Raw genomic sequence first — 21,003 nt, 5'->3', positions numbered from 1 at the left:
GATCAGTTCCCTACCTGTGCCGGTGGGTGCCCAGAAGGCCCTTGGCCTCCTTGCCCCCGCCGTGCTCCTGCCCGGACGAGTCGATCACCTCGCCCGGCACGGCCTGCGCGTGCTTGCGTTTGGCCACCGCCGCGGTCACCGCGCTGATGATCACCGGCGCGGCCGCCGTCAGCAGCATCTGGACCTGGCTCTGCGGCAGCCCGGTCTTGCGGGCCAGCCGCTTGGCCACCGGGGCCAGCGCCTTGCCGAGGACCGCCGTACCGACGAGCCCGCCCCCGGCCACCGCGGCCATCTTCGCCTTGCTCGGGGACGAGCCGCCGCCCGACGACTCCTCTTCGAGCCACATCAGCGTCTCTTCGTCGAACCTCTGGGTCATACGACGAGCGATGCCCGGCGGCTTGGCCGGGCAGCCCCAAGGGCGGGTCACTTTCCGGTGAGTTCGAACGCCAGCTGATCGGCGCCCGCCTGGCTGAACCCGCCCGTCAGCATCAGCCGGCCGCCCTTGATCGGCGCGTCCAGGGTCGGCGCGGTGACGACGCGGCCGGACACGACGAGGACGAGCTGCTTGCCCGCGGCCCGGCCCGTCAGCGCCTCGAACTCGCCCCGATCGCCCGTCAGCAGGTGCAGGACCACCCCGTAGGTGCCGTCCTGGAGCGGCTGCACGTCCACCGAACTGACCTTCTTGACCTCGATGCCGTCCTCGGCGACCTGGTAGCAGGACGGCTCGGGGCCCGCGAAGCCCAGGGCGTCCACCGGGCAGACGCCCTGCGTGTGCTGGGCCACCGGGTAGATCAGCAGCGGTTCGGCGAGGTCGACGCGCGGCTGGCGCGCGATCGACAGCAGCACCCCGGTGAGCGCCACCGCGCAGGCGGCCAGCGCGATGACGACGACCGATGTGATCATCAAGGTCCTCGGCGGTCTCCGCATCGGCCGATTGTCGCAGAAGACCGCGGGGGCGCCGCAACAGGGGAAGGGCCCGGACACCCTCTGTGGAGAAGGTGTCCGGGCCCCGTCGGCCGGTGGACGGCGTCAGTCGACGCGCCAGGTGTCCCCGCTGGCGAGCAGCGCGGCGAGGTCGCCCTTGCCCTGCGTGGCCTTGGCCTCCTCGACCTGCGCGTTCAGCAGCGAGTCGTAGGACGCGCGCGGAGCCGAGCGGAACACGCCGATCGGCACGTGCGTGAACGCCGGCTGGTCGAGACGCGACAGCGCGAACGCCAGCGACGGGTTCGTGGTGGTCGCGTCGTGGATCACCACGTCCGGGTCGTCGGGGCTGCCGACCTTGAAGCCGAACCCGTCGCGGACGAGGGCCTTGTCGCGGTCCTTGCCGTAGACGAGCGGCTGGCCGTGCTCCAGCCGCAGCGTGATGTCGTCGCGCTGCTCGTTGTCCTTCAGCGGCTCGTACGCGCCGTCGTTGAAGATGTTGCAGTTCTGGTAGATCTCCACCAGCGCCGCGCCCTGATGCTCGGCCGCCGCCCGCAGCACCGACTGGAGGTGCTGGCGGTCGGAGTCGATGGTCCGGGCGACGAACGCGCCCTCCGCGCCGATCGCCAGGGAGATCGGGTTGAAGGGGCTGTCGACCGAGCCCATCGGGCTGGACTTGGTGACCTTGCCGGCCTCGGAGGTCGGCGAGTACTGGCCCTTGGTCAGCCCGTAGATCCGGTTGTTGAACATCAGGATCTTGATGTTGACGTTGCGGCGCAGCGCGTGGATCAGGTGGTTGCCGCCGATGGACAGCGAGTCGCCGTCGCCGGTGACGACCCACACCGACAGGTCCGGGCGGGCCGAGGCGAGGCCCGTGGCGATCGCCGGGGCGCGCCCGTGGATCGAGTGGAACCCGTAGGTGTTCATGTAGTACGGGAACCGCGAGGAGCAGCCGATGCCCGAGACGAACACGGTGTTCTCGCGCTTGATCCCCAGCTCCGGCATGAACCCCTGCACGGCCGCCAGAATGGCGTAGTCACCGCAACCCGGGCACCAGCGGACTTCCTGGTCGCTCTTGAAGTCCTTCATCGAGAGCTTGACGTCGGACTTGGGCACGAGTGAGAGCGCGTCGAGAGCCATCAGGCCATCACATCCCGGATCACGTCGGCGAGTTCCTCGGCCTTGAACGGGAGGCCGCGGACTCGGTTGTAGCTGACCACGTCGATCAGGTACTTGCTGCGCAGCAGCGTGGCGAGCTGTCCGAGGTTGATCTCGGGCACGATCACCTTGTCGTAGGACTTGAGCACTTCGCCCATGTTCGCGGGGAACGGGTTGAGGTGCCGGACGTGTGCCTGCGCGACCTTCCCGCCCGCCTTGCGGACCCGGCGGACGGCTGCGGAGATGGCGCCGTAGGTGCCGCCCCAGCCGAGCACGAGGACCTTCGCGTCGCCGTCCGGGTCCTCGACCCGCAGCGGCTCGATGTCGTTCGCGATCCCGTCGACCTTGGCCTGGCGGAGCCGGGTCATGAGGTCGTGGTTGGCCGGGTCGTAGGAGATGTTGCCGGAGCCATCGGCCTTCTCGATGCCGCCGATCCGGTGCTCCAGGCCCTCGATGCCCGGGGGCGCCCAGGGGCGGGCCAGCGTCTCGGGGTCGCGCTTGAACGGCTGGAAGTCGACCTGGTTCGGCTCGGCGAAGTTCGCCTCGATGATCGGCAGGTCGGCGACCTCGGGCAGCTTCCACGGCTCGGAGCCGTTGGCGATGTACCCGTCGGACAGGATGAAGATCGGCGTCCGGTACTTCACCGCGATCCGTGCGGCCTCGACCGCGGCGAAGAAGCAGTCGGACGGCGACAGCGGCGCGATGATCGGCACCGGGGACTCGCCGTTGCGGCCGAACATCGCCTGCAGCAGGTCGGCCTGCTCGGTCTTGGTCGGCATGCCCGTGGACGGGCCGGAGCGCTGCACGTTGACGATCAGCAGCGGCAGCTCCACGGAGACCGCGAGGCCGATCGTCTCGGCCTTCAGCGCCACACCCGGACCCGACGTGGTCGTCAGGCCCAGCGCGCCGCCGAACGAGGCGCCCAGCGCCGCGCCGATCGCCGCGATCTCGTCCTCGGCCTGGAACGTGCGGATGCCGAAGTTCTTGAACTTCGACAGCTCGTGCAGGATGTCGGACGCCGGGGTGATCGGGTAGGAGCCGAGGAAGACGTCGAGGCCGGAGCGCTCGCCCGCCGCCACCAGGCCCCACGCGAGCGCGGTGTTGCCGGTGATCTGGCGGTAGAGGCCGGGCTCCAGCGACGCCGGCTTGACCTCGTAGGAGTTCACGAAGTCCTCGGTGGTCTCACCGAAGCTCCAGCCCGCCTGGAAGGCCGCCACGTTGGCCTTCATGATCTCGGGCTTCTTCGCGAACTTCCGCTCCAGGAACGCGATCGTGCCCTCGGTCGGCCGGTGGTACAGCCAGGACAGCAGGCCGAGGGCGAACATGTTCTTCGCCCTCTCCTTGTCCTTCTTGGTGAGGTCGAAGTCCTCGAGGGCGGTGACCGTCATCGAGGTCAGCGGGATCGCGTGCACCCGGTAGTCGCCGAGGGAGCCGTCGTCGACGGGGCTCGCGGCGTAGCCGACCTTCACCAGGTTGCGCTTGGTGAACTCGTCGGTGTTGACGATCAGGTCGGCGCCCTTGGGGAGGTCGCCGAGGTTGGCCTTGAGCGCCGCCGGGTTCATGGCCACCAGGACGTTCGGCGCGTCGCCGGGCGTCATGATGTCGTGGTCGGCGAAGTGCAGCTGGAAGCTGGAGACGCCCGGGATCGTGCCGGCGGGCGCCCGGATCTCGGCCGGATAGTTGGGCAGGGTCGAGATGTCGTTGCCGAACTCTGCCGAGTCCGCGGTGAACCGGTCGCCGGTCAGCTGCATGCCGTCGCCGGAGTCGCCGGCGAAGCGGATGATGACGCGGTCGAGCTGCTGGACCTGTTTGGTCACTGCGCCTCCTTGGCGGGCACAGAGTGCACTGTCGGCGCGGTGGTGGGCACCGTGACGTTGCGTGCTGGGTGTGCGGGGATCTCGCTCCGCTCGATCAACGGAGGACGGCCTTTCTCGACGGCGCAGCTCTGCCGCCGCGAAGTGAGGGATTCTCCGAGGCGGGAGGGCTACTAGGGCTTTGGTCTTATGTTATGACGACCCGGATGAGCTGGTATCGGCCACGCCGAGGCCGAACGCGCACCCGGGCACTGAGGACCCCGCGCCGAGAGCCGAACAGTGCCCTACCAATGTACCGAACCGGCCAAGTGGGGTACCTGGCCGCCCTGCCCGCAAGGGCTTCCCGGGTGTGATCTGCGTCGCTTTCGCCACGTAGGGTGAGCGCAGGTTGGATTTAACGTGGAATTTCGCTCTTCGGTGGCAGTGAAGAGTGAATGTGATCTTAGGCTCGCCCCATGATCGCCCTCATCACCGGTGCGAGCAGAGGCATCGGCTACGAGACCGCGCGGGGACTCCTCGCGCGGGGAGTGGAAGTCGTCATTGGAGCCAGGGACGAGGCGAAGGGCCAGAAGGCCGCAGCCGACCTTGGCGCCGGGTTCGTCATGCTCGACGTGACCTCGCCCGTGTCCGTCGCCGCGGCGGCGGACACGATCGCGCGCGAGCACGGCGGCCTGGACGTCCTCGTCAACAACGCGGGAATCCTGCGGATGGAGAACGCTCCCAGTCAGGTACCTCTGGACGGCCTCAGGGAGACGTTCGAGACCAACGTCTTCGGCCTGGTGTCCGTCACCAACGCGATGCTCCCCCTGCTGCGTTCGTCAGCGGCGGGTCGGATCATCAACCTTTCCAGTGAGCTGGGTTCGATGTCCCGCATGTCCGATCCGGACCACCCTTACTACGGGTTCAACCTGCTCTCCTACAACGCCTCGAAGGCCGCCGTGAACATGATCACGGTCTCCTACGCCAAGGAGCTGGCGGACACGTCGGTCCGGGTCAACGCGGTCAACCCGGGGTACTGCGCGACCGACCTGCACGGGCTTCCCGGCCCGCGCACGGCGGCCGAGGGCGCCGCCATCGCGATCGCGCTGGCGCTCGACCCCGAAGCGCCGAACGGCGCCCACCTGGAGGACGCGGGCGCCGTCCCCTGGTGATGCTCCCGAACGAGGCGCGGCGGCCGTCCCCCACCGAAGGGGGCGGCCGCCGCGGCGTTTCGGGGGAGACGGGTCAGCCGCGTTCCTTCTCGAGTTCCGAGATGATCGTCGCGGCGCGGGCGCCGGAGACCGACTCGACCTGGACCCAGCCGTAGCTGTAGAAGTCGCCGGAGCCGCCGTCGAGCGAGCGCACCCACTTCTTCCACGCCGCGCCGACGACGGAGCACTTGAGCGTCGTCTTGCCCTTGGCGATCTTCACCGACCTGGTGCACTCGCCGATCAGCTTCGTGCCCGCCTTGTCCGTCGAGACTTCGGCGTGGTACTTCACCCAGGCCGCGGCCCCGTCGTTGACGAAGGTCTGCGCGACGTCGCACTTGGTGTCGGTGCAGTCCTTGGCGGTCGACAGGCCGTCCCGGCCGATCGGCGAGTAGGGGTCGAGCGCGCCGACGAGGTCGTCCTTCACCTTGCCGGCGAGGTCGTCGTACAGGGTGCCGAGGGCGGCGGAGTCGACCTCGGAGACGGTGAAGGAGAAGGAGTCGTCGCCGCCCGTCTTCACCTGGGTGAGCCGGTGCGGGGCCTTGTCGGTGACGAGGTACTGGGCGTTGCCGCCCTCGAACGCCAGCGTCGACACCCCGTTCACGGTCTGGGCGGTCGGCTGGCCCGTCGGCACGACCGTCGGCGCGGCCTGCTTGAGGCTCTGGCCCAGCGCGCCGGGGACGAGGAAGGCGCGGACGTCGAAGCCGCGCAGCGACTTGGGCGCCTTGGCCCACTTGTCGGCGTAGTCCGGCGCGATCTGCTCGCCGGCCTCCGGCTGCGTCACCCAGAACGAGTTGGGCGCCTTCACGTACATGTCGCCGTCGAGCAGCATCATGTCCATCGCCTGCCCGTAGACGGTGAGGGTGCCGGCCGCGGTGCCCGCGTGCGTGACGGTGAAGTCGGCGGTCACCGGCGTGGAGTCGGAGGTGAAGTCGCCGGTGAAGTGCAGGGCGCGGACCTCGCCGAGGTGCGTGGCGGCCGCCGCGCCCTTCTCCGGGGTCGTCAACGCGCGCGCGGGCTCTTCGCCGTCCGGCCACACCGCGATCGCGACGACCGCGAGCACCACGATGACGGCGCCGATCGCCGCGAAGAGCGCGACGAGCGGCTTGCGGCCGGTGCGGGGCGGCTGCGGGTAGCCGCCGGGCTGGCCGGGGCCGGGGAAGCCGCCGTACGGCGCGCCCGGAGGGAACTGGCCGCCTTGCGGGGGAACGCCCTGGGGGAAGCCGCCCTGGGGGTACTGGCCGCCTGGCGGGAACTGGCCGCCCGGCGGGTACTGGCCCGGAGCCTGCTGGAAGGGCGGCGGGGTCCACGGCGGCGGAGTACCCGGCTGTCCTTGCGGATCCTGCGGCCCGCCCTGCTGCGGAGCCTGCCCTGGGAAGCCGCCTTGCCCGTCCGGGGGCTGCTGCGGAGGCTGCCCTCCGGGAGGCCCGCCCCACCCTTGGGGCTGCGGCTGCCAGCCCTGCTGATCCTGACCTTCTGCCATGACCGCACCACCCCGTATAACACGTGTTCCTGGCGAGACCTTATGTTCGTCTCATTGATCCGTAAAGATGGATGCATCGCGCGCCGCGTTGGTTCCCCACGACGGTCTACAGTGCCTGAGTGCGCGACTACTACGGCTCCTACGTCCTCGTCGCGGTCCTCTTCCTCATCGGCGGCGGGATCGTCGCGGGAGGCCTCGCCGCGAATCGGCTGCTGCGGCCGAACAGGCCCACACCCGAGAAGCTCACGACCTATGAGTGCGGTGTCGACCCGGTCGGCGAAGGCTGGGCGCAGTCCTATGTCCGGTACTACGTGTTCACGTACCTGTACGTCGTGTTCGCCGTCGACGCCATCTTCCTGTTTCCCTGGGCGACGGTGTTCAGCCTCGACGGCTTCGGCGGCCTGACCCTCGTCGAGATGTTCGTCTTCCTCGGCTTCCTGGCGACCGGGCTCCTCTACGCCTACAAGAAGGGTGTGCTCTCGTGGGTGTAGTGGACCTCCCCGAACCGTCGGTGGGGCCTCTGTCGAAGCTCGCGCCCCAGCCGGTCAAGTTCGTGCTCAACTGGGGCCGCCGGTACTCGCTCTGGGTGTTCAACTTCGGGCTCGCCTGCTGCGCGATCGAGTTCATCGCCGCGTCGATGGCCCGGCACGACTTCATGCGGCTCGGCGTCATCCCGTTCGCGCCCGGGCCGCGCCAGGCCGACCTCATGGTGGTGTCCGGGACCGTCACCGACAAGATGGCGCCCGCGATCCGGCGGCTGTACGAGCAGATGCCCGAGCCGAAGTACGTCATCTCGTTCGGGTCGTGCGCCAACTGCGGCGGCCCTTACTGGGACTCTTACTGCGTGACCAAGGGCGTCGACCAGATCATCCCGGTGGACGTGTACGTGCCCGGCTGCCCGCCCCGGCCCGAGGCGCTGCTGCACGGGATCGTCCGGCTCCAGGAGAAGATCGCCGGGGAGTCGCTCGGCGACCGGTACTCCGGGCCGCAGCCTCCCCCACCCGTATGGGACGCGCCCGCGAGCGTGCTGCTCCGGCCCCTGCAGCCGGTGCCGGAGATCCTCGTGGAGAACGACACTCCTACGCAGGGCATAGAGGCCCTCACCCAGGGGCTCGGCCCTGCGGACACGCAGACACTCGACACCCGAACCCTCGACACGCAGACGCTCGACATGCAGACGCTCGACACCCAGACGCTCGACACGCCCGCGGTGGACGCGCCCGCGGAGGGCCCGGAACCGGCCAGGCCGGACAAGGCGCGGCCGAAGCGGGTCAGCGACTACACGATCATCCCGGGGTGGACGGACGAATGACGCCTTCGGAGATCCAGGAGGGTTTCGCGGCGGCGTTCCCCGACGCCGTGTTCGCGCTGAGCCTTGGCGACCTGACCGTCGATGTCCCTGCGGGGGCGTGGACCGACGCGCTGGAGTTCGCGCGCGACGGATTGGGCTGCGCGTTCTTCGACTGGCTGACCGGCGTCGACGAGCTCGACGAGGGCTTCCGCGTCGTCGCGCACGTCTACTCGCTGGAGGGCCGCCACCACGTGCTGCTGCGCACGCTCGTGCCCAAGGACGCGCCGGTGCTCGCCTCGGCCGTCGGGGTGTACCGCGGCGCCGGCTGGCACGAGCGCGAGACGTGGGAGATGTTCGGGATCGTCTTCGAGGGCCATCCGAACCTGGTGCCCCTGCTGCTGCCCGACGGGTTCGAGGGCCATCCGCTGCGCAAGGACTTCGTCCTGGCCGCGCGTGTGGTCAAGCCGTGGCCGGGCGCCAAGGAGCCGGGTGAGAGCGGCGGTGCGCCTTCGCGGCGCAAGAACCTCCCGCCGGGCGTCCCGCAAGGCTGGGGGCCCAATGCGTGACGTCGTCGCGCTCGTCCTCGTCACCGTCGCCTTCCTGACGCTGCCTCTGGTCATCGGCCAGGCCGAGCACAAGGTGATGGCGCACATGCAGAGCCGCCTCGGCCCGATGTACGCGGGCGGCTTCCACGGCTGGGCCCAGCTCATCGCCGACGGGGTCAAGTTCGCGCAGAAGGAGGACGTGGTCCCCGCCGGGGCCGACCGGCGGATCTTCCTGCTGGCGCCCGGCGTCGCGCTCGTGCCCTACCTGGTGGTGCTCGCCGTCGTGCCGGTCGGGCCGGGGCAGGTGGCGGTCGACCTGTCGCTCGGGCTGTTCTTCGCGCTGGCCGTGATGGGCATCGGCGTGATCGGCTCGATCATGGCGGGCTGGGCGTCGGCCAACAAGTACTCGCTGCTCGGCGGCATGCGGGTGGCCGCCCAGCTCGTCTCGTATGAGCTGCCGATGGTTTTGTCCGCCGCCTCGTTCGCGATGGCGGCCGGGACGCTCAGCCTGTCGGGGATCGTCGAGGAGTGGCGCTGGTACTGGCTGTTCTGGCAGGCGGGCGCGGCCGCGGTGTTCTTCGTCGCGGGCCTCGCCGAGCTGCGCAGGCCGCCGTTCGACATGCCGGTGGCCGACTCCGAGGTCATCTTCGGCCCGTACACCGAGTACGGCGGACTGCGCTTCGCGTTCTTCCTGCTCGCCGAGTACGCCGGGATCCTGGTGCTCTGCTCGCTGACGACCGTCCTGTACCTGGGCGGGTGGAAGGGACCGCTTCTGCCCGACGTCATGTGGACGCTGATCAAGGTGTTCGCGCTGGCCTTCGTCGTCATCTGGGTGCGGGTGTCGTTCCCCCGGATGCGCGAGGACCAGCTCCAGCGGCTCGCCTGGGTGTGGCTGGTGCCGATCTCCCTGGCGCAGCTCGCGCTGACCGGCGTGGTGAAGGTGGCGATGGCGTGAAGGTGGCGATGGCGTGAAGAAGCCCGGCCTGGCCAAGGGCCTCGCGGTGACGCTGCGGACGATGATGAAGCGGTCGGTCACCCGGCAGTATCCGGACGTGTCGCCCGATCTCGCGCCGCGCTCGCGCGGGGTCATCGCCCTGTTCGAGGAGAACTGCACCGTCTGCATGCTGTGCGCCCGGGAGTGCCCCGACTGGTGCATCTACATCGACTCGCACAAGGAGACGCTGCCCGCCGAGGGCTCGGCCCGCGCGCGGGCGCGCAACGTGCTCGACAGGTTCGCCATCGACTACGCCCTGTGCATGTACTGCGGGATCTGCGTCGAGGTCTGCCCGTTCGACGCGCTGTTCTGGTCGCCGGAGTTCGAGTACGCCTCCTACGACATTGCCGAGCTGACGCACGAGCGCGAGCGGCTGCGCGAGTGGATGTGGACGGTGCCTCCGCCGCCCGCCCACGAGCCGAACGCCGACCCGCCGAAGGAGCTGCGGTGACGACGGCCGAGATCGTGTTCACCGCGCTCGGTGTCGTCGCGGTCGCGGCGGGCCTGGCGACGGTGACCACGAAGCAGATCGTGCACGCGGCGCTGTGGCTCGTCGTGAGCTTCGGCGCCGTGGCCGGGATGTACCTCGTGCTCACCGCCGAGTTCGTCGCGTGGGTGCAGGTGCTCATCTACGTCGGGTCGATCGTGGTGCTGCTGCTGTTCGGCATCATGCTCACCCGCGCGCCTGTGGGCCCCGCCGAGGGCCTGGACTCGCGTAACCGACCCGCGGCCCTGGTCGTGGCGCTCGGGACCGCCGTGGTCCTCGCGTCGGTCCTGTGGCGGGGGTTCAGGAACGCACGGATCGAGCTGGATCCGGGCGGCGGCTCGGGCGACGCGATCGGCGCGGCGGTGTTCCGGCAGTGGGTGCTGCCGTTCGAGGTGCTGTCGGTGCTGCTGCTCGCCGCGCTCGTCGGCGCGATCGTGCTGTCCAAGGCGCGGCGCGCCGCGTCGTCCCGGACCCGGGAGGAGGGCTGATGTCCGTCGCCTATCCCGCGGTGTTCTCCGCGCTGCTGTTCGCCGTCGGCGTCTACGGGGTGCTCGCCCGGCGCAACGCGATCCTCGTGCTCATGTCGGCCGAGCTGATGCTGAACGCGGTCAACGTCAACCTCGTCGCGTTCGACGTGTGGCTGAAGGACGCGCTGCACGGCGGCCAGGTGCTCGCGCTGTTCACCATCGTCATCGCCGCCGCCGAGGTCGGCCTCGGCCTCGCGATCGTGCTGCTGCTGTTCCGCAACCGGGGGAACATCGACGTCGACCGGCAGGACACGCTGCGCGAGTCCGATCTTCCGGCTTCCGCTCCCGCGCTCCCGGCTCCCGCAGGGGAGGCGCGGTGACGGTCATGGCCGCGCAGGCGATCGCCCTGCCCTTCCTCGGCGCGCTGCTCGGGCTGCTGCTCGGGCCGTGGACGACCCGGCGGCTCGCCGAACTCGGCCTGCGCACGGGGGCCTCCCGCCCGCCCGTCCCGCCGACGGAGGCCCGGGGCGCGGAGGCGCACGTCGAGGCCGAGCCCTCGGTCGAGGGCGCTCCGGTGCCCGCCGAAGGGCTGCCCGCCGAGGCCGCCGCCCCTGGGGGCGGCTCGCGCGGCGCACTCGGGCCGGCCATCTACGCGGTGCTGCCCACGGTGCTCGCCGCGGCGCTCACCACCGTCATCGGCCTGACGGCCTGGCTGAGCCCGGGCGTACGCCAGAGCACCTTGACGACCCTTCCCACGGGCGGGCCCGAGATCTCCGTCGGGCTGTCCATAGACGGGCTGGCCGCTCTGCTGGGCGTCCTCGTCGGTCTCGTCGCGCTCGCCGTGCAGGTCTACTCCGTCGCGTACATGCGCGACGAGCCCCGGTACTCCTCCTACGCCGCGTTCGTGTCGCTGTTCACGGCGGCGATGCTCCTCGTCGTCTACGCGGGCGACCTCATCGTGCTGTACGTCGGCTGGGAGGTCATGGGCGTCTGCTCGTACTTCCTGGTCGGCCACCACTGGGAGGAGGAGACGGGCTCGCGGGCCGCGGTCAAGGCCTTCCTGGTGACGCGGATCGGAGACGCGGGCCTCCTCCTGGGCTTCATCGTGCTCGGCGTGAGTGCGGGCGGCTTCGACATCGGCACCGTCCTGGCGAAAGCCGACTCGCTGCCTTCGGGGGCGGTTCTGGCGGCGGCCCTGCTGGTGCTGTGCGGTGTCGCGGGCAAGAGCGCGCTCTTCCCGCTGCACACCTGGCTTCCCGACGCGATGGCGGGCCCCACCCCGATCAGCGCGCTCATCCACGCGGCGACGATGGTCGCCGCGGGCATCTACCTGGTGGCCCGCCTGTACGGGGTCTTCCTCGCCGCGCCGGCCTCCTTGGCCGTCCTCGGCGTCCTCGCCGCGGTCTCGATGCTCGGGGCGGCCCTCGCGGCGCTCGCCCAGTCCGACCTCAAGCGGGTGCTCGCCTACTCGACCATCAGCCAGCTCGCCGTCATGGCCGCGGCCCTGGCCGTCGGCGCGAAGTCGGCGGCCGTGTTCCACCTGATGACGCACGGTGCCTTCAAGGCGCTGCTCTTTCTCGCCGCGGGCTGCGTCATCCACGCCGTGGGCTCCAACCTCCTCGCCGACATGGGAGGGCTGGCCAAGGCGATGCCTTACACCTTCGTGTCGATGACGATCGGGTACCTGGCCCTCGCGGGGGTGCCTCCGACGTCAGGCTTCTTCTCCAAGGACGCGGTGCTGGAGCACGTCCAGGACAACGCGCTGCACGGGGGCGTGGGCATCCCCGGGCCGGTGGCCTGGGCGCTGTACCTGAGCCTCCTCGCCACGATCGCCCTCACCGCCGCGTACTCGACCCGGGCCTGGCTGCTGACCTTCCTCGGGCCGTCCAGGCAGGCGCACGAGGCCCCGGGCGCGATGAAGTGGCCCGTCGTCGCGCTCGCGGTCGCGTCGCTCGTCCTGGGGTTCGCCGGGCTCGGGAACGCGGACCTGCGGCCGCACCTCGCGCCCGCCGCGATGGGGCTGCTGTTCACCGCCGCGGGATTCGCCGCGGTGTACCTGTCCTGGCGCGACGACCCCGCCCGCGACCCGGCCTCCCGGCTGGGATTCCTGCGCCGGCCGTTTGAGCGGGCCTTCTACGTCGACGAGCTTTACGGCTTCGCGGTCGTGCGCCCCGTCCGCCTCCTCGCCAAGGGCGTGCGCGGCCTCGACACGCACGTCGTCGACCGGGTCGTGGAGTCGTCGGTCCCGGCGGTCCGCTTCGCGGGCAGGCTGGCGCGGCTGCCGCAGAACGGCGACCCGCAGACCTACCTCACCGGCGTGCTCGCCGGCGCCGTGTTCCTCGTCCTCGCGGTGGTGGCCCTGACATGAGCACTCTCGTCCACCTCCTCTGGATCCCGCTCTTGGCGGCCGTCCTGCCTTACGCGCGGATCGGGTTCATCGCCCGCGACCCGGTGGGCTTCGGGCGCTGGGTGTCGGGCTTCGTGCTGGCCATGGCGCTCGTGCAGGCCGCCGCCTTCGACTACGCGACGCCCGCGCGGATGCAGCAGCGCATGAACGAGCCGTGGATCAGCGCGCTCAGCGTGCGGTTCCACCTCGGGATCGACGGGGTGTCGCTGCCCCTGGTCGTGCTGACGGCCCTGCTCGTGTTCCTGTGCTTCGTGTACCTCGGCAAGCACGAGGTGAAGAACGCGCGGCTGCTCACGGCCCTGCTGTTCATCCTGGAATTCGGGATGATCGGGACCTTCCTGGCGCTCGATCTCATTCTGTTCTTCGTCTTCTTCGAGATCGTCCTGCTGCCGATGTTCGCGGTCATCGCCCTGTGGGGCGGCCCGCGGCGCAGGCACGCCGCCTACAAGTTCCTGCTCTTCACCCTGGGCGGCTCGGCGCTCCTGCTCGCCGGACTCGTCCTCATCGGGTGGCACGCCCGCACGTTCGACATGATCGCGCTGGCCGAGCAGCACGGGCGCGGGCTGCCGCACGGCGTCCAGGTCGCCGCGTTCGCGCTGGCGGGCCTGGGCCTTGCGGTGAAGGCCCCGGTCTGGCCCCTGCACACCTGGCTGCCCGACGCGCACACCGAGGCGCCCACGGTCGGCTCGGTGCTCCTCGCGGGCGTCCTGCTGAAGATGGGGACCTACGGCCTCATCCGCATCGCCGTCCCGGCCGCGCCCGAAGGCGCGGCCTACTGGGCGCCCTGGCTGGGCGTCCTCGCGGCGGTCGGGATCGTCTACGGCGCCCTCGCCTGCCTCGCCCAGACCGATCTGAAGCGGATGATCGCCTACTCGTCGGTCGGGCACATGGGCTTCGTGCTGCTCGGCATCGCCACCCTCACCCCCGTCGGGCTCAACGCCGCGCTCTTCGGGAACATCGCGCACGGACTCATCACCGGCCTCCTCTTCTTCCTCGCGGGCTCGGTCAAGGACCGCTACGGAACGGGCGACCTGGCCGGGCTCGGAGGCGGGATGCTCGCTCGGGCGCCCCGCCTGGCGTCCGTACTGACGTTCGCCTGCGTGGCCTCCCTCGCGCTGCCGGGGCTGGCCGGGTTCTGGGGCGAGATGATGACGCTCGTAGGCGCCTACAAGCCTGCCGCGGGCCTTCCGCGCGACACCTTCCTCGTCCTCATGGCGGTCGCCGCCGTGGGCGCAGTCCTCACCGCCGCGTACTTCCTGCGTCTCCTGCGCAAGATCACGCACGGGCGGTCGGCGGCCTTCGAGGCGACCGGCGAGACCGTCGCCGACGTCCGGGGGGCCGAGTGGGCGGCCTGGACGCCGCTCATCGTGCTCGTCCTGCTCGTCGGCCTGTGGCCCAAGGTCCTGCTGGCCCTCACGGACGGCCCGGTGCGGGCGCTGATCGGAGCCGGATCATGATCCAGGAGATCGACTACGGGGCGGTCGCGCCCGTCCTGATCACCGCGGCCGCCGCCGTCGCGGTGCTGCTCGCCGGGGCGTTCGAGGTGCGCGGGCGGATCCTGGGATGGGCGACGGCCGGGGCCCTGCTCGCCGGGTTCGTCTCCGTGCTCGCCTTGGCGGGCGGGGGCGTGCGGGGAACCTTCTGCGTCCCCGAGTCGCTGCGCGACGGCGGCCCCGCTTCGTGCTCTTACTCGGCGGACAACTTCACCCTCGTCTTCCAGGGCATCGTGCTGGCCGCGGCCGTGCTCGTCGTCCTGCTGTCGCTCTCCGACCTCGCCCTCGCCGACGTGCCTTTGGGGGAGTACTACTTCCTCCTCCTCTGCTCGGTCACCGGGGCGCTGAGCCTTGTCGCCGCCCGGGACCTCGTCCTGCTCGCCGTCGGGCTGGAGACCCTCGCCCTGCCCGTCTTCGCCCTCGTCGCGCTGCGGCGGTACGACGGCCGGGCCACCGAGGCGGCGGTGAAGCTGCTGCTCGTGTCGGTCGTGTCGACCGCGGTGCTGCTCTTCGGGATCGGCCTCGTCTACGGTTCCACCGGAGCCCTGCACTTCGACCGGATCGCCACCGCGGTCGTCCCGGCGGAACTGGAGCCCGTGCTGACCGCCGGGATCGTCCTGGTGATCTGCGGGTTCGCGTTCAAGGTCGCGGCCGTGCCGTTCCACACCTGGACGCCCGACGTCTACGAGGGCGCGCCGCTGCCCGTCGCGGCGTTCCTCTCGGTGGTCTCCAAGGCCGGCGGCTTCGCCGCGCTCGGCCTGGTCGTCGCCCTCGCCTTCCCCGACCGGGGCGGGGTCTGGGGGCCGCTGCTCGCCGTCCTGGCCGCGCTGACGATGACCGTCGGCAACGTGCTCGCGCTGCGCCAGACCAAGGCGATCCGGCTGCTCGCCTGGTCGTCGGTCGCCCAGTCGGGGTACATGCTGGCGCCCCTGGCCGTGGGCGGCGACACCGTCACCGCGGCCGTCGCCGCCATGGCCGGATACCTCGGCTTCTACGCGGTGATGAACCTCGGTGCCTTCGCCGTCGTGACGGGATTCGCCAACCGGCGCGGAAGCCTCCAAGCCGAAGGAGGCGAGGGCAACCTCCTCGCGTCCTACCGAGGCCTCGCGCGACGGAACCCTGCGGAGGGGCTGGCGCTGGCGTTCTTCCTCGTCTGCCTCGCCGGCCTGCCTCCGGGCATCATGGGCCTCATCGCCAAGGTCGTGGTCTTCGAGGCGGTGATGACGGGCCCCGTCGTGTGGCTCGCCGTCGTCATGGCCCTCAACACCGTCATCGGGCTCTACTACTACGCGGTGTGGGCCGTCCGGCTGTTCGCCCCCGAAGGCGAGGAGGGCGCCGGCCTCATGCCCAGGGGCCTCCCGTTCCGGGTCGCCCTCGGCCTCACCGCCGCGGGCGCCGTCGTGCTGTCGGTCCTGCCGAACCTGCTCCTGCACGCCACCCTCGCCGTCGGCTGACGGTCCGCCGGAAAACCCCGGATCCGGCTGTCAAGGAACGTTTACCCAGGTGCCTCCGTTGTTTCGTCTGTAGGGCCAAGGGGAGGTTCTCGGACATGAACGGCATCAAGACGGCGCTGCTCATCGGCGCCCTCTCGGCGGTGATGCTGCTGATCGGATTCGCGCTGGGCGGACGCGGCGGGCTGACGATCGCGCTGGTGATCGCGCTGGTCAGCAACGGTGTCGCGTACTTCTTCAGCGACAAGATCGCGCTGCGGTCGATGCGCGCCCATCCGATCAGCGAGGTCGAGGCCCCCGGCCTCTACGCGATGGTCCGCGAGCTGTCGACCCAGGCCCGCCAGCCGATGCCGCGCCTGTACGTCTCCGAGACGCCGCAGCCCAACGCGTTCGCCACCGGCCGCAACCCGCGCAACGCCGCGGTCTGCGTCACCCGCGGCATCCTGCAGATGCTCGACCCGCGCGAGCTGCGCGCCGTCATCGGGCACGAGCTGTCGCACGTGTACAACCGCGACATCCTCATCTCGTCGTTCGCCGCGGCGCTCGCCACCGTCATCACCTACCTGACGTACCTCGGCATGTTCTTCCGCGGCGGCAACGACCGCAGCGGAGGCCCCGGCATCATCGGCTCGCTGCTCATGGTGTTCCTCGGCCCGCTGGCCGCGAGCATCATCCAGATGGCGATCAGCCGCACCCGCGAGTACCAGGCCGACCAGTCCGGCGCGGAGCTGACCGGCGATCCGATGGCCCTGGCCAGCGCGCTGCGCAAGATCTCCGGCGGGGTCCGCGCCCGGCCGCTGCCCGCCGACCCGCAGTTGGAGTCGGCGAGCGCGCTCATGATCGCCAACCCGTTCGCGCCGGGCGGCTTCTCCAAGCTCTTCTCGACCCACCCGCCCATCGAGGACCGCATCGCCCGCCTCCAGCGCATGGCGGGGCCCGGCCAGTACCCGCACCTGCACTGACGGCCGCACCCGTACCGATGCGGCATCTGCACTGGCAGGCCGCGCCCCTCAGGTGAGGGTGGCGGCGCCGGCCGGGGTCGTCAGATGGGCGACGAGGGCCGGATGGGAGGCCTGCCGGACGTCCGCGCGGGCGCCCAGGGCGGCGAGGCCCGACGCGATGGCGCCCGGCTCAGGGGTGAGGAGTTCCAGGGAGCGCAAGGCGACGCCCGGGAGGCCCTCCGAAGGGTGCGGGCTGTCTTCCCAGTCGATGAGGAAGGGCAGGAGCCCGGCGCGCAGCGGGGTCAGCCGCCAGCTCACGAGGGCGCCCGAAGGCGTGCGGCGCGACATGGCGCGCGGCGGACCTGGATCGAATCCGGCGGCGGCGGCGCGCGCGGCGCGGTCGGCGAGTTCCCCGGACGGCACGGCCCACGCCCATCCGACGAGCCGGGGCCGGTCCAGCGCGTCGATGCCGAACGGCCGGGGCGATCCGGGCGCGGGCTGCGCCGGGTCGGGGCCGATCACCTCGAGATAGCCTCCGCCGCCGAGGCCGATGAGCCGGTTGCGGGTGCCGATGCCGGGGTGGGCGCCGCCTTCGGCCGAGGGGGTGCCCAGGGCGTCCTCCACCCACGCGACGGCCTCGGCCAGGTCGGGGCCCGCGACGACGAGATGGTCGAGCCGGCCTGTTCCCGGGCCTTCCCGGTGTTCTGCGCGCACCCGCCCATCTCATCATGGAAGGCCCCGACCCGGACGCGGACCGGGGCCTCAGGGCGTCAGACGACGGACTTGAAGGCGGGCAGGTAAGCGCCGGAGTGGCCTGCGGCGGTCGGGTGGTAGGAGCTGCCCAGCGGCCAGGCGAGCGCGTGGATCCACTGGGTCGAGTCGCAGAGCTGGTGGCCGCTGAAGGCGCTCACGACGCTCTTGAAGACGAAGTTCGCGCGGCCGGAGACGGCTGCGGAGACCGCGCTGTTGAGCTGAGCGGCGGCCTGGTTGAGGATGGTCCGCTTGGTGGTGTTGAGGCCGATGCAGCCGCTGTCGAGGGCCAGGTTGTAGAAGACCGGGTAGCCGAGGACGACGACCCTCGCGTTCGGGGCGGCGGTGCGGATCTTGCCGTACAGGGTGCTCAGCCGGCCCGGGAGGGTCGAGGAGATCAGGCCCTTGGCGGTGTTCACGGCGGTCGTGCAGGTGGCCGTGGTGCCGAGGACGCAGTCGGTCATGACATCGGCGAAGCCCACGTCGTTGCCGCCGACGGTGATGCTCACGAGCGTGGTGGTGGAGCTGAGCGCGCTGAGCTGCGACGAGGTCACGGTGGCCGTCGTCGCGCCGGAGCAGGCCTGGAAGCTGAACGAGGAGGGGGCGGTCTCCAGGGACCAGAGGTAGGCGTAGGCCTTGGAGCTGCGCTGGCAGGTGGAGTCGACGTAGCTGCCCGCGCCCGTCCCGGACGAGTAGGAGTCGCCGAGTGCGACATAGCGGACGGTCGCGGCCTGCGCCGAGGTGGCGAAGCCGAAGGTGGCGGCGAGGGTGGAGAGTGTGACGAGGAGGGCGGAGAGCAGGGGGTATCTGCGCAAGGCGGGGTTCCTGACGTGAGGGGGGGAAAGGGGTTCGACAGGAGGGTTATTCGTATGACGTCACGTGACGGGTGATTTCTACCACTGAGTGATCGTCATCGCCTAGCCGCGATTTCCGTGCCCGTCCGTCGCCTTAGGTGATCGCCGCAGATGAGGCCCACCGAGGCCGTTGGCGAAGCGAAGTGAACGTTCGGCCTTACGCCTCGCGGGGGTCGAGCGCCCTTAGGGCGGTGTTCTCGGTGCGGAGGCGGAGCGCCGTCACGGGGATGTTGAGGAGGGTGAAGGCGAGCGCGGTCATCCACGCGGTGTGGACGAGGGGGAGGGCGAAGCCCTCAACGGCGACCGCAAGGTAGTTCGGATGAGGCAGCCAGGACAGGCGGTACGGCCCGCCCGAGACGCGAGGCAACCCGGGCACCACCACGACCCGGGTGTTCCACTGCGGGCCGAGCGTACGGATGCACCACCAGCGCAGGCCCTGCGCCGCCACCACCAGGACGAGCATCGGCCAGCCGAGAGCGGGCAGGAAAGGGCGGTCGAACACGACGGGCTCAAGGAGGCAGCCGGCAAGGAGCCCGACATGCAGGGCGACCAAGGCCGGGTAGTGGTCGGCGCCCGACTCCACACCACCCCGGGCGAGGCTCCACCGCAGGTTCCTGCGCGCCACCGCGAGTTCGGCGAGCCGCTCCAGCGCGACGAGGCCGACCAGCGCCGCGTACCAGTCCATGTCAGCGCCCCCGGGCGGTGACGGGCCACCTCACCGCGTCACCAGTCCAGCAGGACGAGTTCGGCGCAGAAGCCCGGGCCGAGGGCCATCAGGAGCGCGTGCCCCCCGCTCGGCGGCGAGGCGTCCATGGTGTCGGACAGGACGTGCAGCACAGAGGCGGACGACAGGTTGCCCTTCTCCTGGAGGGACGTCCTGGTCAGGGCCAGCGCAGAGGGCGCGAGGCCGAGGGTCTCCACCACCGCGTCGATGATCTTCGGCCCGCCGGGATGGCAGATCCACGTCTTGATGTCCTCCGGCGCGAGGTCGTGCGCGGCGAGGAAGCCGCGGACGTCGTCGGCGAGGTGGCCGCGGACCATCTCGGGGATGTCCGGGTCGAGCATGACGCCGAACCCGTCGCCGGTGACCTTCCAGCCCATCAGGTGCTCGGAGTCGGGGTAGAGGCGGCTCCGCGTGGCGCGCACGGAGGGCGCGCCCGGCCGGTCGTGGGCGGCCCCGCAGATGACGACGGCGGCCGCGCCGTCCCCGAACAGCGCGGTGGCGACGAGGTTGGCGGGCGTCAGGTCGGCGCGCTGGAGGGTGAGCGAGCACAGCTCCACCGACACCAGGACGGCCACGTGCCCCGGCCAGCCCCGCAGATGGTCGTGGACGCGGGCGAGCCCCGCGGCCCCGCCCACGCAGCCCAGCCCGAAGACGGGCACCCTGCGCACGTCAGTGCGCAGCCCCACCTTCGCGGCGATGCGCGCGTCGATCGACGGGGCGGCCACCCCGGTCGTGGAGACGGTGAGGATGAGGTCGACGTCCTTCGGGGCCAGGCACGCGTCGGCGAGGGCCCCGGTGAGGGCGCGGGCCCCCAAGTCCACGCTCGCGGCGATGTAGGCGTCGTTGGCGCCGCCGAAGCCGTCGAGGCCCGCGTAGCCGCCGATCGGCAGCGCCAGGCTCCGCGTCCGCACCCCCACCGCCGTGTGCAGCCGCTCCAGCAGGGACCGCTTGGTCCCCGTCAGCCCCCAGCCCGCGACGAACGCCTCGGTGATCTCCTCCTGGGCATACCGGTGCTCGGGCAGGACCCCGCGGACCGCCGCGATACGCGTCATGACTCCATGAGAATCCTTTCTCGCCCAAGACCGGGGCACATCGGAGCCAAGCGCGGGCGAAGACGCGCCGGGAGACCGGACTTCACCGGGAGTTCCGGTGGGCGCTCGACGGCCGTCGCCGGACGTGCGCCCTGGCGGCCGATGGTTCGTGCGACGGGCCGAGTCCGCGCGCCCGCCGACCGCGGGAGCCCCCATGACGACACCCCTGCCCACACCCCTGCGCAGCGAGACCCCAGTCGCCTCCTACACCGTCTGCGTCGCCGACACCGAGGAGCAGGTCCGCGCGGCGCAGCGCCTGCGCCACAGGGTCTTCGCGACCGAGCAGGGCGCGCTGCTGGACACCTCGGTCCCGGGCCACGACGTCGACCCCTTCGACGAGCACGCCGACCACCTGCTGGTCGTGGAGACGGCGACGGACGAGGTCGTCGGCACCTACCGGCTGTTCCCGCCCGGACGGGGGCCGTCCTACGCCGCCACCGAGTTCGACCTGTCCGGGATGCCGGAGGAGGTCCGCGCCTCGATGGTCGAGACCGGCCGGGTCTGCGTCGACCCCGCGCACCGCACCGGGGCCGTCATCACCCTGCTGTGGTCGGGTATCGCCAGGTACGTCCTGCTGTCCGGGCACCGCTACCTCGGCGGCTGCGCCTCGGTCTCGCTGGACGACGGAGGCCGCGCCGCCGCCCACGTCCGGACCCTCGCCGCGGCCCGCCACGCCGCCCCCGAAGGCATCGCCGTCCGCCCGCACACCCCGTGGCGCCCGGCCGCGCGGCACGGCGCGGCGGACGAGCTCGCGGCCACGCCCGCGCTGCTGCGCGCCTACCTGCGGATGGGCGCGTGGATCTGCGGTGAGCCGCACCACGACCCGGACTTCGGCACCGCCGACTTCTTCGTGCTGCTCGACCTCGACGGCATGCACGAGCGCTACCGGCGCTTCTTCCTGGCCGAGCGGTGAACGCCTGGGCCCCCCGGTCGCCGTGCACGTCG

Annotated in this window: 22 protein-coding genes; 13 read left to right on the top strand and 9 right to left on the bottom strand. The window is 71.2% G+C overall.

Going from position 1 to position 21,003, the window contains the following annotated elements; all coding sequences use genetic code 11:
• Window positions 1–10 precede the first annotated feature (10 nt).
• The 4 genes from ACYVOM_RS08500 to ACYVOM_RS08485 form a co-directional block, all read right to left on the bottom strand.
• Complete coding sequence (locus ACYVOM_RS08500; RefSeq protein ID WP_460302697.1) at window positions 11–376, bottom strand: DUF937 domain-containing protein; 366 nt, start codon at window positions 374–376, stop codon at window positions 11–13.
• 47 nt (window positions 377–423) lie between these two features.
• Window positions 424–903, bottom strand: a complete 480-nt coding sequence (locus ACYVOM_RS08495; RefSeq protein ID WP_460302696.1) for a SecDF P1 head subdomain-containing protein — start codon at window positions 901–903, stop codon at window positions 424–426.
• A 126-nt stretch (window positions 904–1,029) separates the two neighbouring features.
• On the bottom strand, window positions 1,030–2,061 hold the full coding sequence (locus ACYVOM_RS08490) for a 2-oxoacid:ferredoxin oxidoreductase subunit beta (protein WP_460302695.1): 1,032 nt from the start codon (window positions 2,059–2,061) through the stop codon (window positions 1,030–1,032).
• Entirely contained in the window at window positions 2,061–3,896 is a 1,836-nt protein-coding gene (locus ACYVOM_RS08485) for a 2-oxoacid:acceptor oxidoreductase subunit alpha (RefSeq protein WP_460302694.1), read from the bottom strand. The genes ACYVOM_RS08490 and ACYVOM_RS08485 overlap by 1 nt, the downstream gene beginning before the upstream one ends.
• 452 nt (window positions 3,897–4,348) lie before the next feature.
• Here ACYVOM_RS08485 and ACYVOM_RS08480 point away from each other — a divergent pair, with 452 nt between their 5' ends.
• Complete coding sequence (locus tag ACYVOM_RS08480; protein ID WP_460302693.1) at window positions 4,349–5,044, top strand: SDR family NAD(P)-dependent oxidoreductase; 696 nt, start codon at window positions 4,349–4,351, stop codon at window positions 5,042–5,044.
• Window positions 5,045–5,117: 73 nt separating this feature from the next.
• On the opposite strand, the gene ACYVOM_RS08475 is transcribed toward ACYVOM_RS08480, so the two are convergent.
• Window positions 5,118–6,563 carry a LolA-like protein gene (locus ACYVOM_RS08475; protein ID WP_460302692.1) on the bottom strand — a complete coding sequence of 482 codons (1,446 nt, stop codon included), beginning with the start codon at window positions 6,561–6,563 and terminating at the stop codon, window positions 5,118–5,120.
• Window positions 6,564–6,682: 119 nt separating this feature from the next.
• Here ACYVOM_RS08475 and ACYVOM_RS08470 point away from each other — a divergent pair, with 119 nt between their 5' ends.
• The 11 genes from ACYVOM_RS08470 (at window position 6,683) to htpX (ending at window position 16,660) form a co-directional block, all read left to right on the top strand.
• The gene (locus ACYVOM_RS08470; RefSeq protein WP_460302691.1) at window positions 6,683–7,054 is read left to right on the top strand and encodes an NADH-quinone oxidoreductase subunit A; all 372 of its coding nucleotides are present in this window, start codon (window positions 6,683–6,685) and stop codon (window positions 7,052–7,054) included.
• On the top strand, window positions 7,045–7,875 hold the full coding sequence (locus ACYVOM_RS08465) for an NADH-quinone oxidoreductase subunit B (RefSeq protein ID WP_460302690.1): 831 nt from the start codon (window positions 7,045–7,047) through the stop codon (window positions 7,873–7,875). Before ACYVOM_RS08470 ends, ACYVOM_RS08465 begins: the two co-directional genes overlap by 10 nt.
• Entirely contained in the window at window positions 7,860–8,420 is a 561-nt protein-coding gene (locus ACYVOM_RS08460; RefSeq protein WP_460302689.1) for an NADH-quinone oxidoreductase subunit C, read from the top strand. The genes ACYVOM_RS08465 and ACYVOM_RS08460 overlap by 16 nt, the downstream gene beginning before the upstream one ends.
• A complete protein-coding gene (locus ACYVOM_RS08455; protein ID WP_460302688.1) occupies window positions 8,413–9,354 on the top strand; it encodes a complex I subunit 1/NuoH family protein in 942 nt (313 codons plus the stop codon). The genes ACYVOM_RS08460 and ACYVOM_RS08455 overlap by 8 nt, the downstream gene beginning before the upstream one ends.
• 13 nt (window positions 9,355–9,367) lie before the next feature.
• Complete coding sequence (locus ACYVOM_RS08450; RefSeq protein WP_460302687.1) at window positions 9,368–9,844, top strand: NuoI/complex I 23 kDa subunit family protein; 477 nt, start codon at window positions 9,368–9,370, stop codon at window positions 9,842–9,844.
• On the top strand, window positions 9,841–10,368 hold the full coding sequence (locus tag ACYVOM_RS08445) for an NADH-quinone oxidoreductase subunit J family protein (protein WP_460302686.1): 528 nt from the start codon (window positions 9,841–9,843) through the stop codon (window positions 10,366–10,368). Before ACYVOM_RS08450 ends, ACYVOM_RS08445 begins: the two co-directional genes overlap by 4 nt.
• A complete protein-coding gene (nuoK, locus tag ACYVOM_RS08440) occupies window positions 10,368–10,727 on the top strand; it encodes an NADH-quinone oxidoreductase subunit NuoK (protein WP_460302685.1) in 360 nt (119 codons plus the stop codon). The genes ACYVOM_RS08445 and nuoK overlap by 1 nt, the downstream gene beginning before the upstream one ends.
• 5 nt (window positions 10,728–10,732) lie before the next feature.
• Entirely contained in the window at window positions 10,733–12,715 is a 1,983-nt protein-coding gene (locus ACYVOM_RS08435; protein ID WP_460302994.1) for an NADH-quinone oxidoreductase subunit 5 family protein, read from the top strand.
• Complete coding sequence (locus tag ACYVOM_RS08430) at window positions 12,712–14,211, top strand: complex I subunit 4 family protein (RefSeq protein WP_460302684.1); 1,500 nt, start codon at window positions 12,712–12,714, stop codon at window positions 14,209–14,211. Before ACYVOM_RS08435 ends, ACYVOM_RS08430 begins: the two co-directional genes overlap by 4 nt.
• On the top strand, window positions 14,208–15,701 hold the full coding sequence (locus tag ACYVOM_RS08425; RefSeq protein ID WP_460302683.1) for an NADH-quinone oxidoreductase subunit N: 1,494 nt from the start codon (window positions 14,208–14,210) through the stop codon (window positions 15,699–15,701). The genes ACYVOM_RS08430 and ACYVOM_RS08425 overlap by 4 nt, the downstream gene beginning before the upstream one ends.
• A gap of 95 nt (window positions 15,702–15,796) precedes the next feature.
• Entirely contained in the window at window positions 15,797–16,660 is an 864-nt protein-coding gene (htpX, locus tag ACYVOM_RS08420; RefSeq protein ID WP_460302682.1) for a zinc metalloprotease HtpX, read from the top strand.
• A 48-nt stretch (window positions 16,661–16,708) separates the two neighbouring features.
• On the opposite strand, the gene ACYVOM_RS08415 is transcribed toward htpX, so the two are convergent.
• From ACYVOM_RS08415 to ACYVOM_RS08400, 4 genes are all read right to left on the bottom strand, one after another.
• Window positions 16,709–17,353, bottom strand: a complete 645-nt coding sequence (locus tag ACYVOM_RS08415) for a VOC family protein (protein ID WP_460302681.1) — start codon at window positions 17,351–17,353, stop codon at window positions 16,709–16,711.
• 56 nt (window positions 17,354–17,409) lie between these two features.
• Window positions 17,410–18,204, bottom strand: a complete 795-nt coding sequence (locus ACYVOM_RS08410) for an SGNH/GDSL hydrolase family protein (protein WP_460302680.1) — start codon at window positions 18,202–18,204, stop codon at window positions 17,410–17,412.
• A gap of 196 nt (window positions 18,205–18,400) precedes the next feature.
• Window positions 18,401–18,928 carry an isoprenylcysteine carboxyl methyltransferase family protein gene (locus ACYVOM_RS08405; RefSeq protein ID WP_460302679.1) on the bottom strand — a complete coding sequence of 176 codons (528 nt, stop codon included), beginning with the start codon at window positions 18,926–18,928 and terminating at the stop codon, window positions 18,401–18,403.
• Between the two features lie 38 nt (window positions 18,929–18,966).
• Window positions 18,967–20,019, bottom strand: coding sequence for a type III polyketide synthase (locus ACYVOM_RS08400; RefSeq protein WP_460302678.1), 1,053 nt, complete (start codon window positions 20,017–20,019; stop codon window positions 18,967–18,969).
• A 193-nt stretch (window positions 20,020–20,212) separates the two neighbouring features.
• Between ACYVOM_RS08400 and ACYVOM_RS08395 the strand changes: the two genes are divergently transcribed.
• On the top strand, window positions 20,213–20,971 hold the full coding sequence (locus ACYVOM_RS08395; RefSeq protein WP_460302677.1) for a GNAT family N-acetyltransferase: 759 nt from the start codon (window positions 20,213–20,215) through the stop codon (window positions 20,969–20,971).
• Window positions 20,972–21,003: the final 32 nt, after the last annotated feature.

The organism is Actinocorallia aurea (genome assembly GCF_054783995.1).
The sequence above is the reverse complement of the archived record's forward strand: the minus strand, read 5'-3'. Positions and strand labels throughout refer to the sequence as shown.

What these genes read in the sequence shown, in the direction of transcription:
- ACYVOM_RS08500 (WP_460302697.1), bottom strand. Translation starts at nt 376, where the DNA reads ATGACCCAGAGGTTCGACGAAGAGACGCTGATGTGGCTCGAAGAGGAG.
- ACYVOM_RS08495 (WP_460302696.1), bottom strand. Translation starts at nt 903, where the DNA reads ATGATCACATCGGTCGTCGTCATCGCGCTGGCCGCCTGCGCGGTGGCG.
- ACYVOM_RS08490 (WP_460302695.1), bottom strand. Translation starts at nt 2,061, where the DNA reads ATGGCTCTCGACGCGCTCTCACTCGTGCCCAAGTCCGACGTCAAGCTC.
- ACYVOM_RS08480 (WP_460302693.1), top strand. Translation starts at nt 4,349, where the DNA reads ATGATCGCCCTCATCACCGGTGCGAGCAGAGGCATCGGCTACGAGACC.
- ACYVOM_RS08475 (WP_460302692.1), bottom strand. Translation starts at nt 6,563, where the DNA reads ATGGCAGAAGGTCAGGATCAGCAGGGCTGGCAGCCGCAGCCCCAAGGG.
- ACYVOM_RS08455 (WP_460302688.1), top strand. Translation starts at nt 8,413, where the DNA reads ATGCGTGACGTCGTCGCGCTCGTCCTCGTCACCGTCGCCTTCCTGACG.
- nuoK (WP_460302685.1), top strand. Translation starts at nt 10,368, where the DNA reads ATGTCCGTCGCCTATCCCGCGGTGTTCTCCGCGCTGCTGTTCGCCGTC.
- ACYVOM_RS08435 (WP_460302994.1), top strand. Translation starts at nt 10,733, where the DNA reads ATGGCCGCGCAGGCGATCGCCCTGCCCTTCCTCGGCGCGCTGCTCGGG.
- ACYVOM_RS08430 (WP_460302684.1), top strand. Translation starts at nt 12,712, where the DNA reads ATGAGCACTCTCGTCCACCTCCTCTGGATCCCGCTCTTGGCGGCCGTC.
- ACYVOM_RS08425 (WP_460302683.1), top strand. Translation starts at nt 14,208, where the DNA reads ATGATCCAGGAGATCGACTACGGGGCGGTCGCGCCCGTCCTGATCACC.
- htpX (WP_460302682.1), top strand. Translation starts at nt 15,797, where the DNA reads ATGAACGGCATCAAGACGGCGCTGCTCATCGGCGCCCTCTCGGCGGTG.
- ACYVOM_RS08405 (WP_460302679.1), bottom strand. Translation starts at nt 18,928, where the DNA reads ATGGACTGGTACGCGGCGCTGGTCGGCCTCGTCGCGCTGGAGCGGCTC.
- ACYVOM_RS08400 (WP_460302678.1), bottom strand. Translation starts at nt 20,019, where the DNA reads ATGACGCGTATCGCGGCGGTCCGCGGGGTCCTGCCCGAGCACCGGTAT.
- ACYVOM_RS08395 (WP_460302677.1), top strand. Translation starts at nt 20,213, where the DNA reads ATGACGACACCCCTGCCCACACCCCTGCGCAGCGAGACCCCAGTCGCC.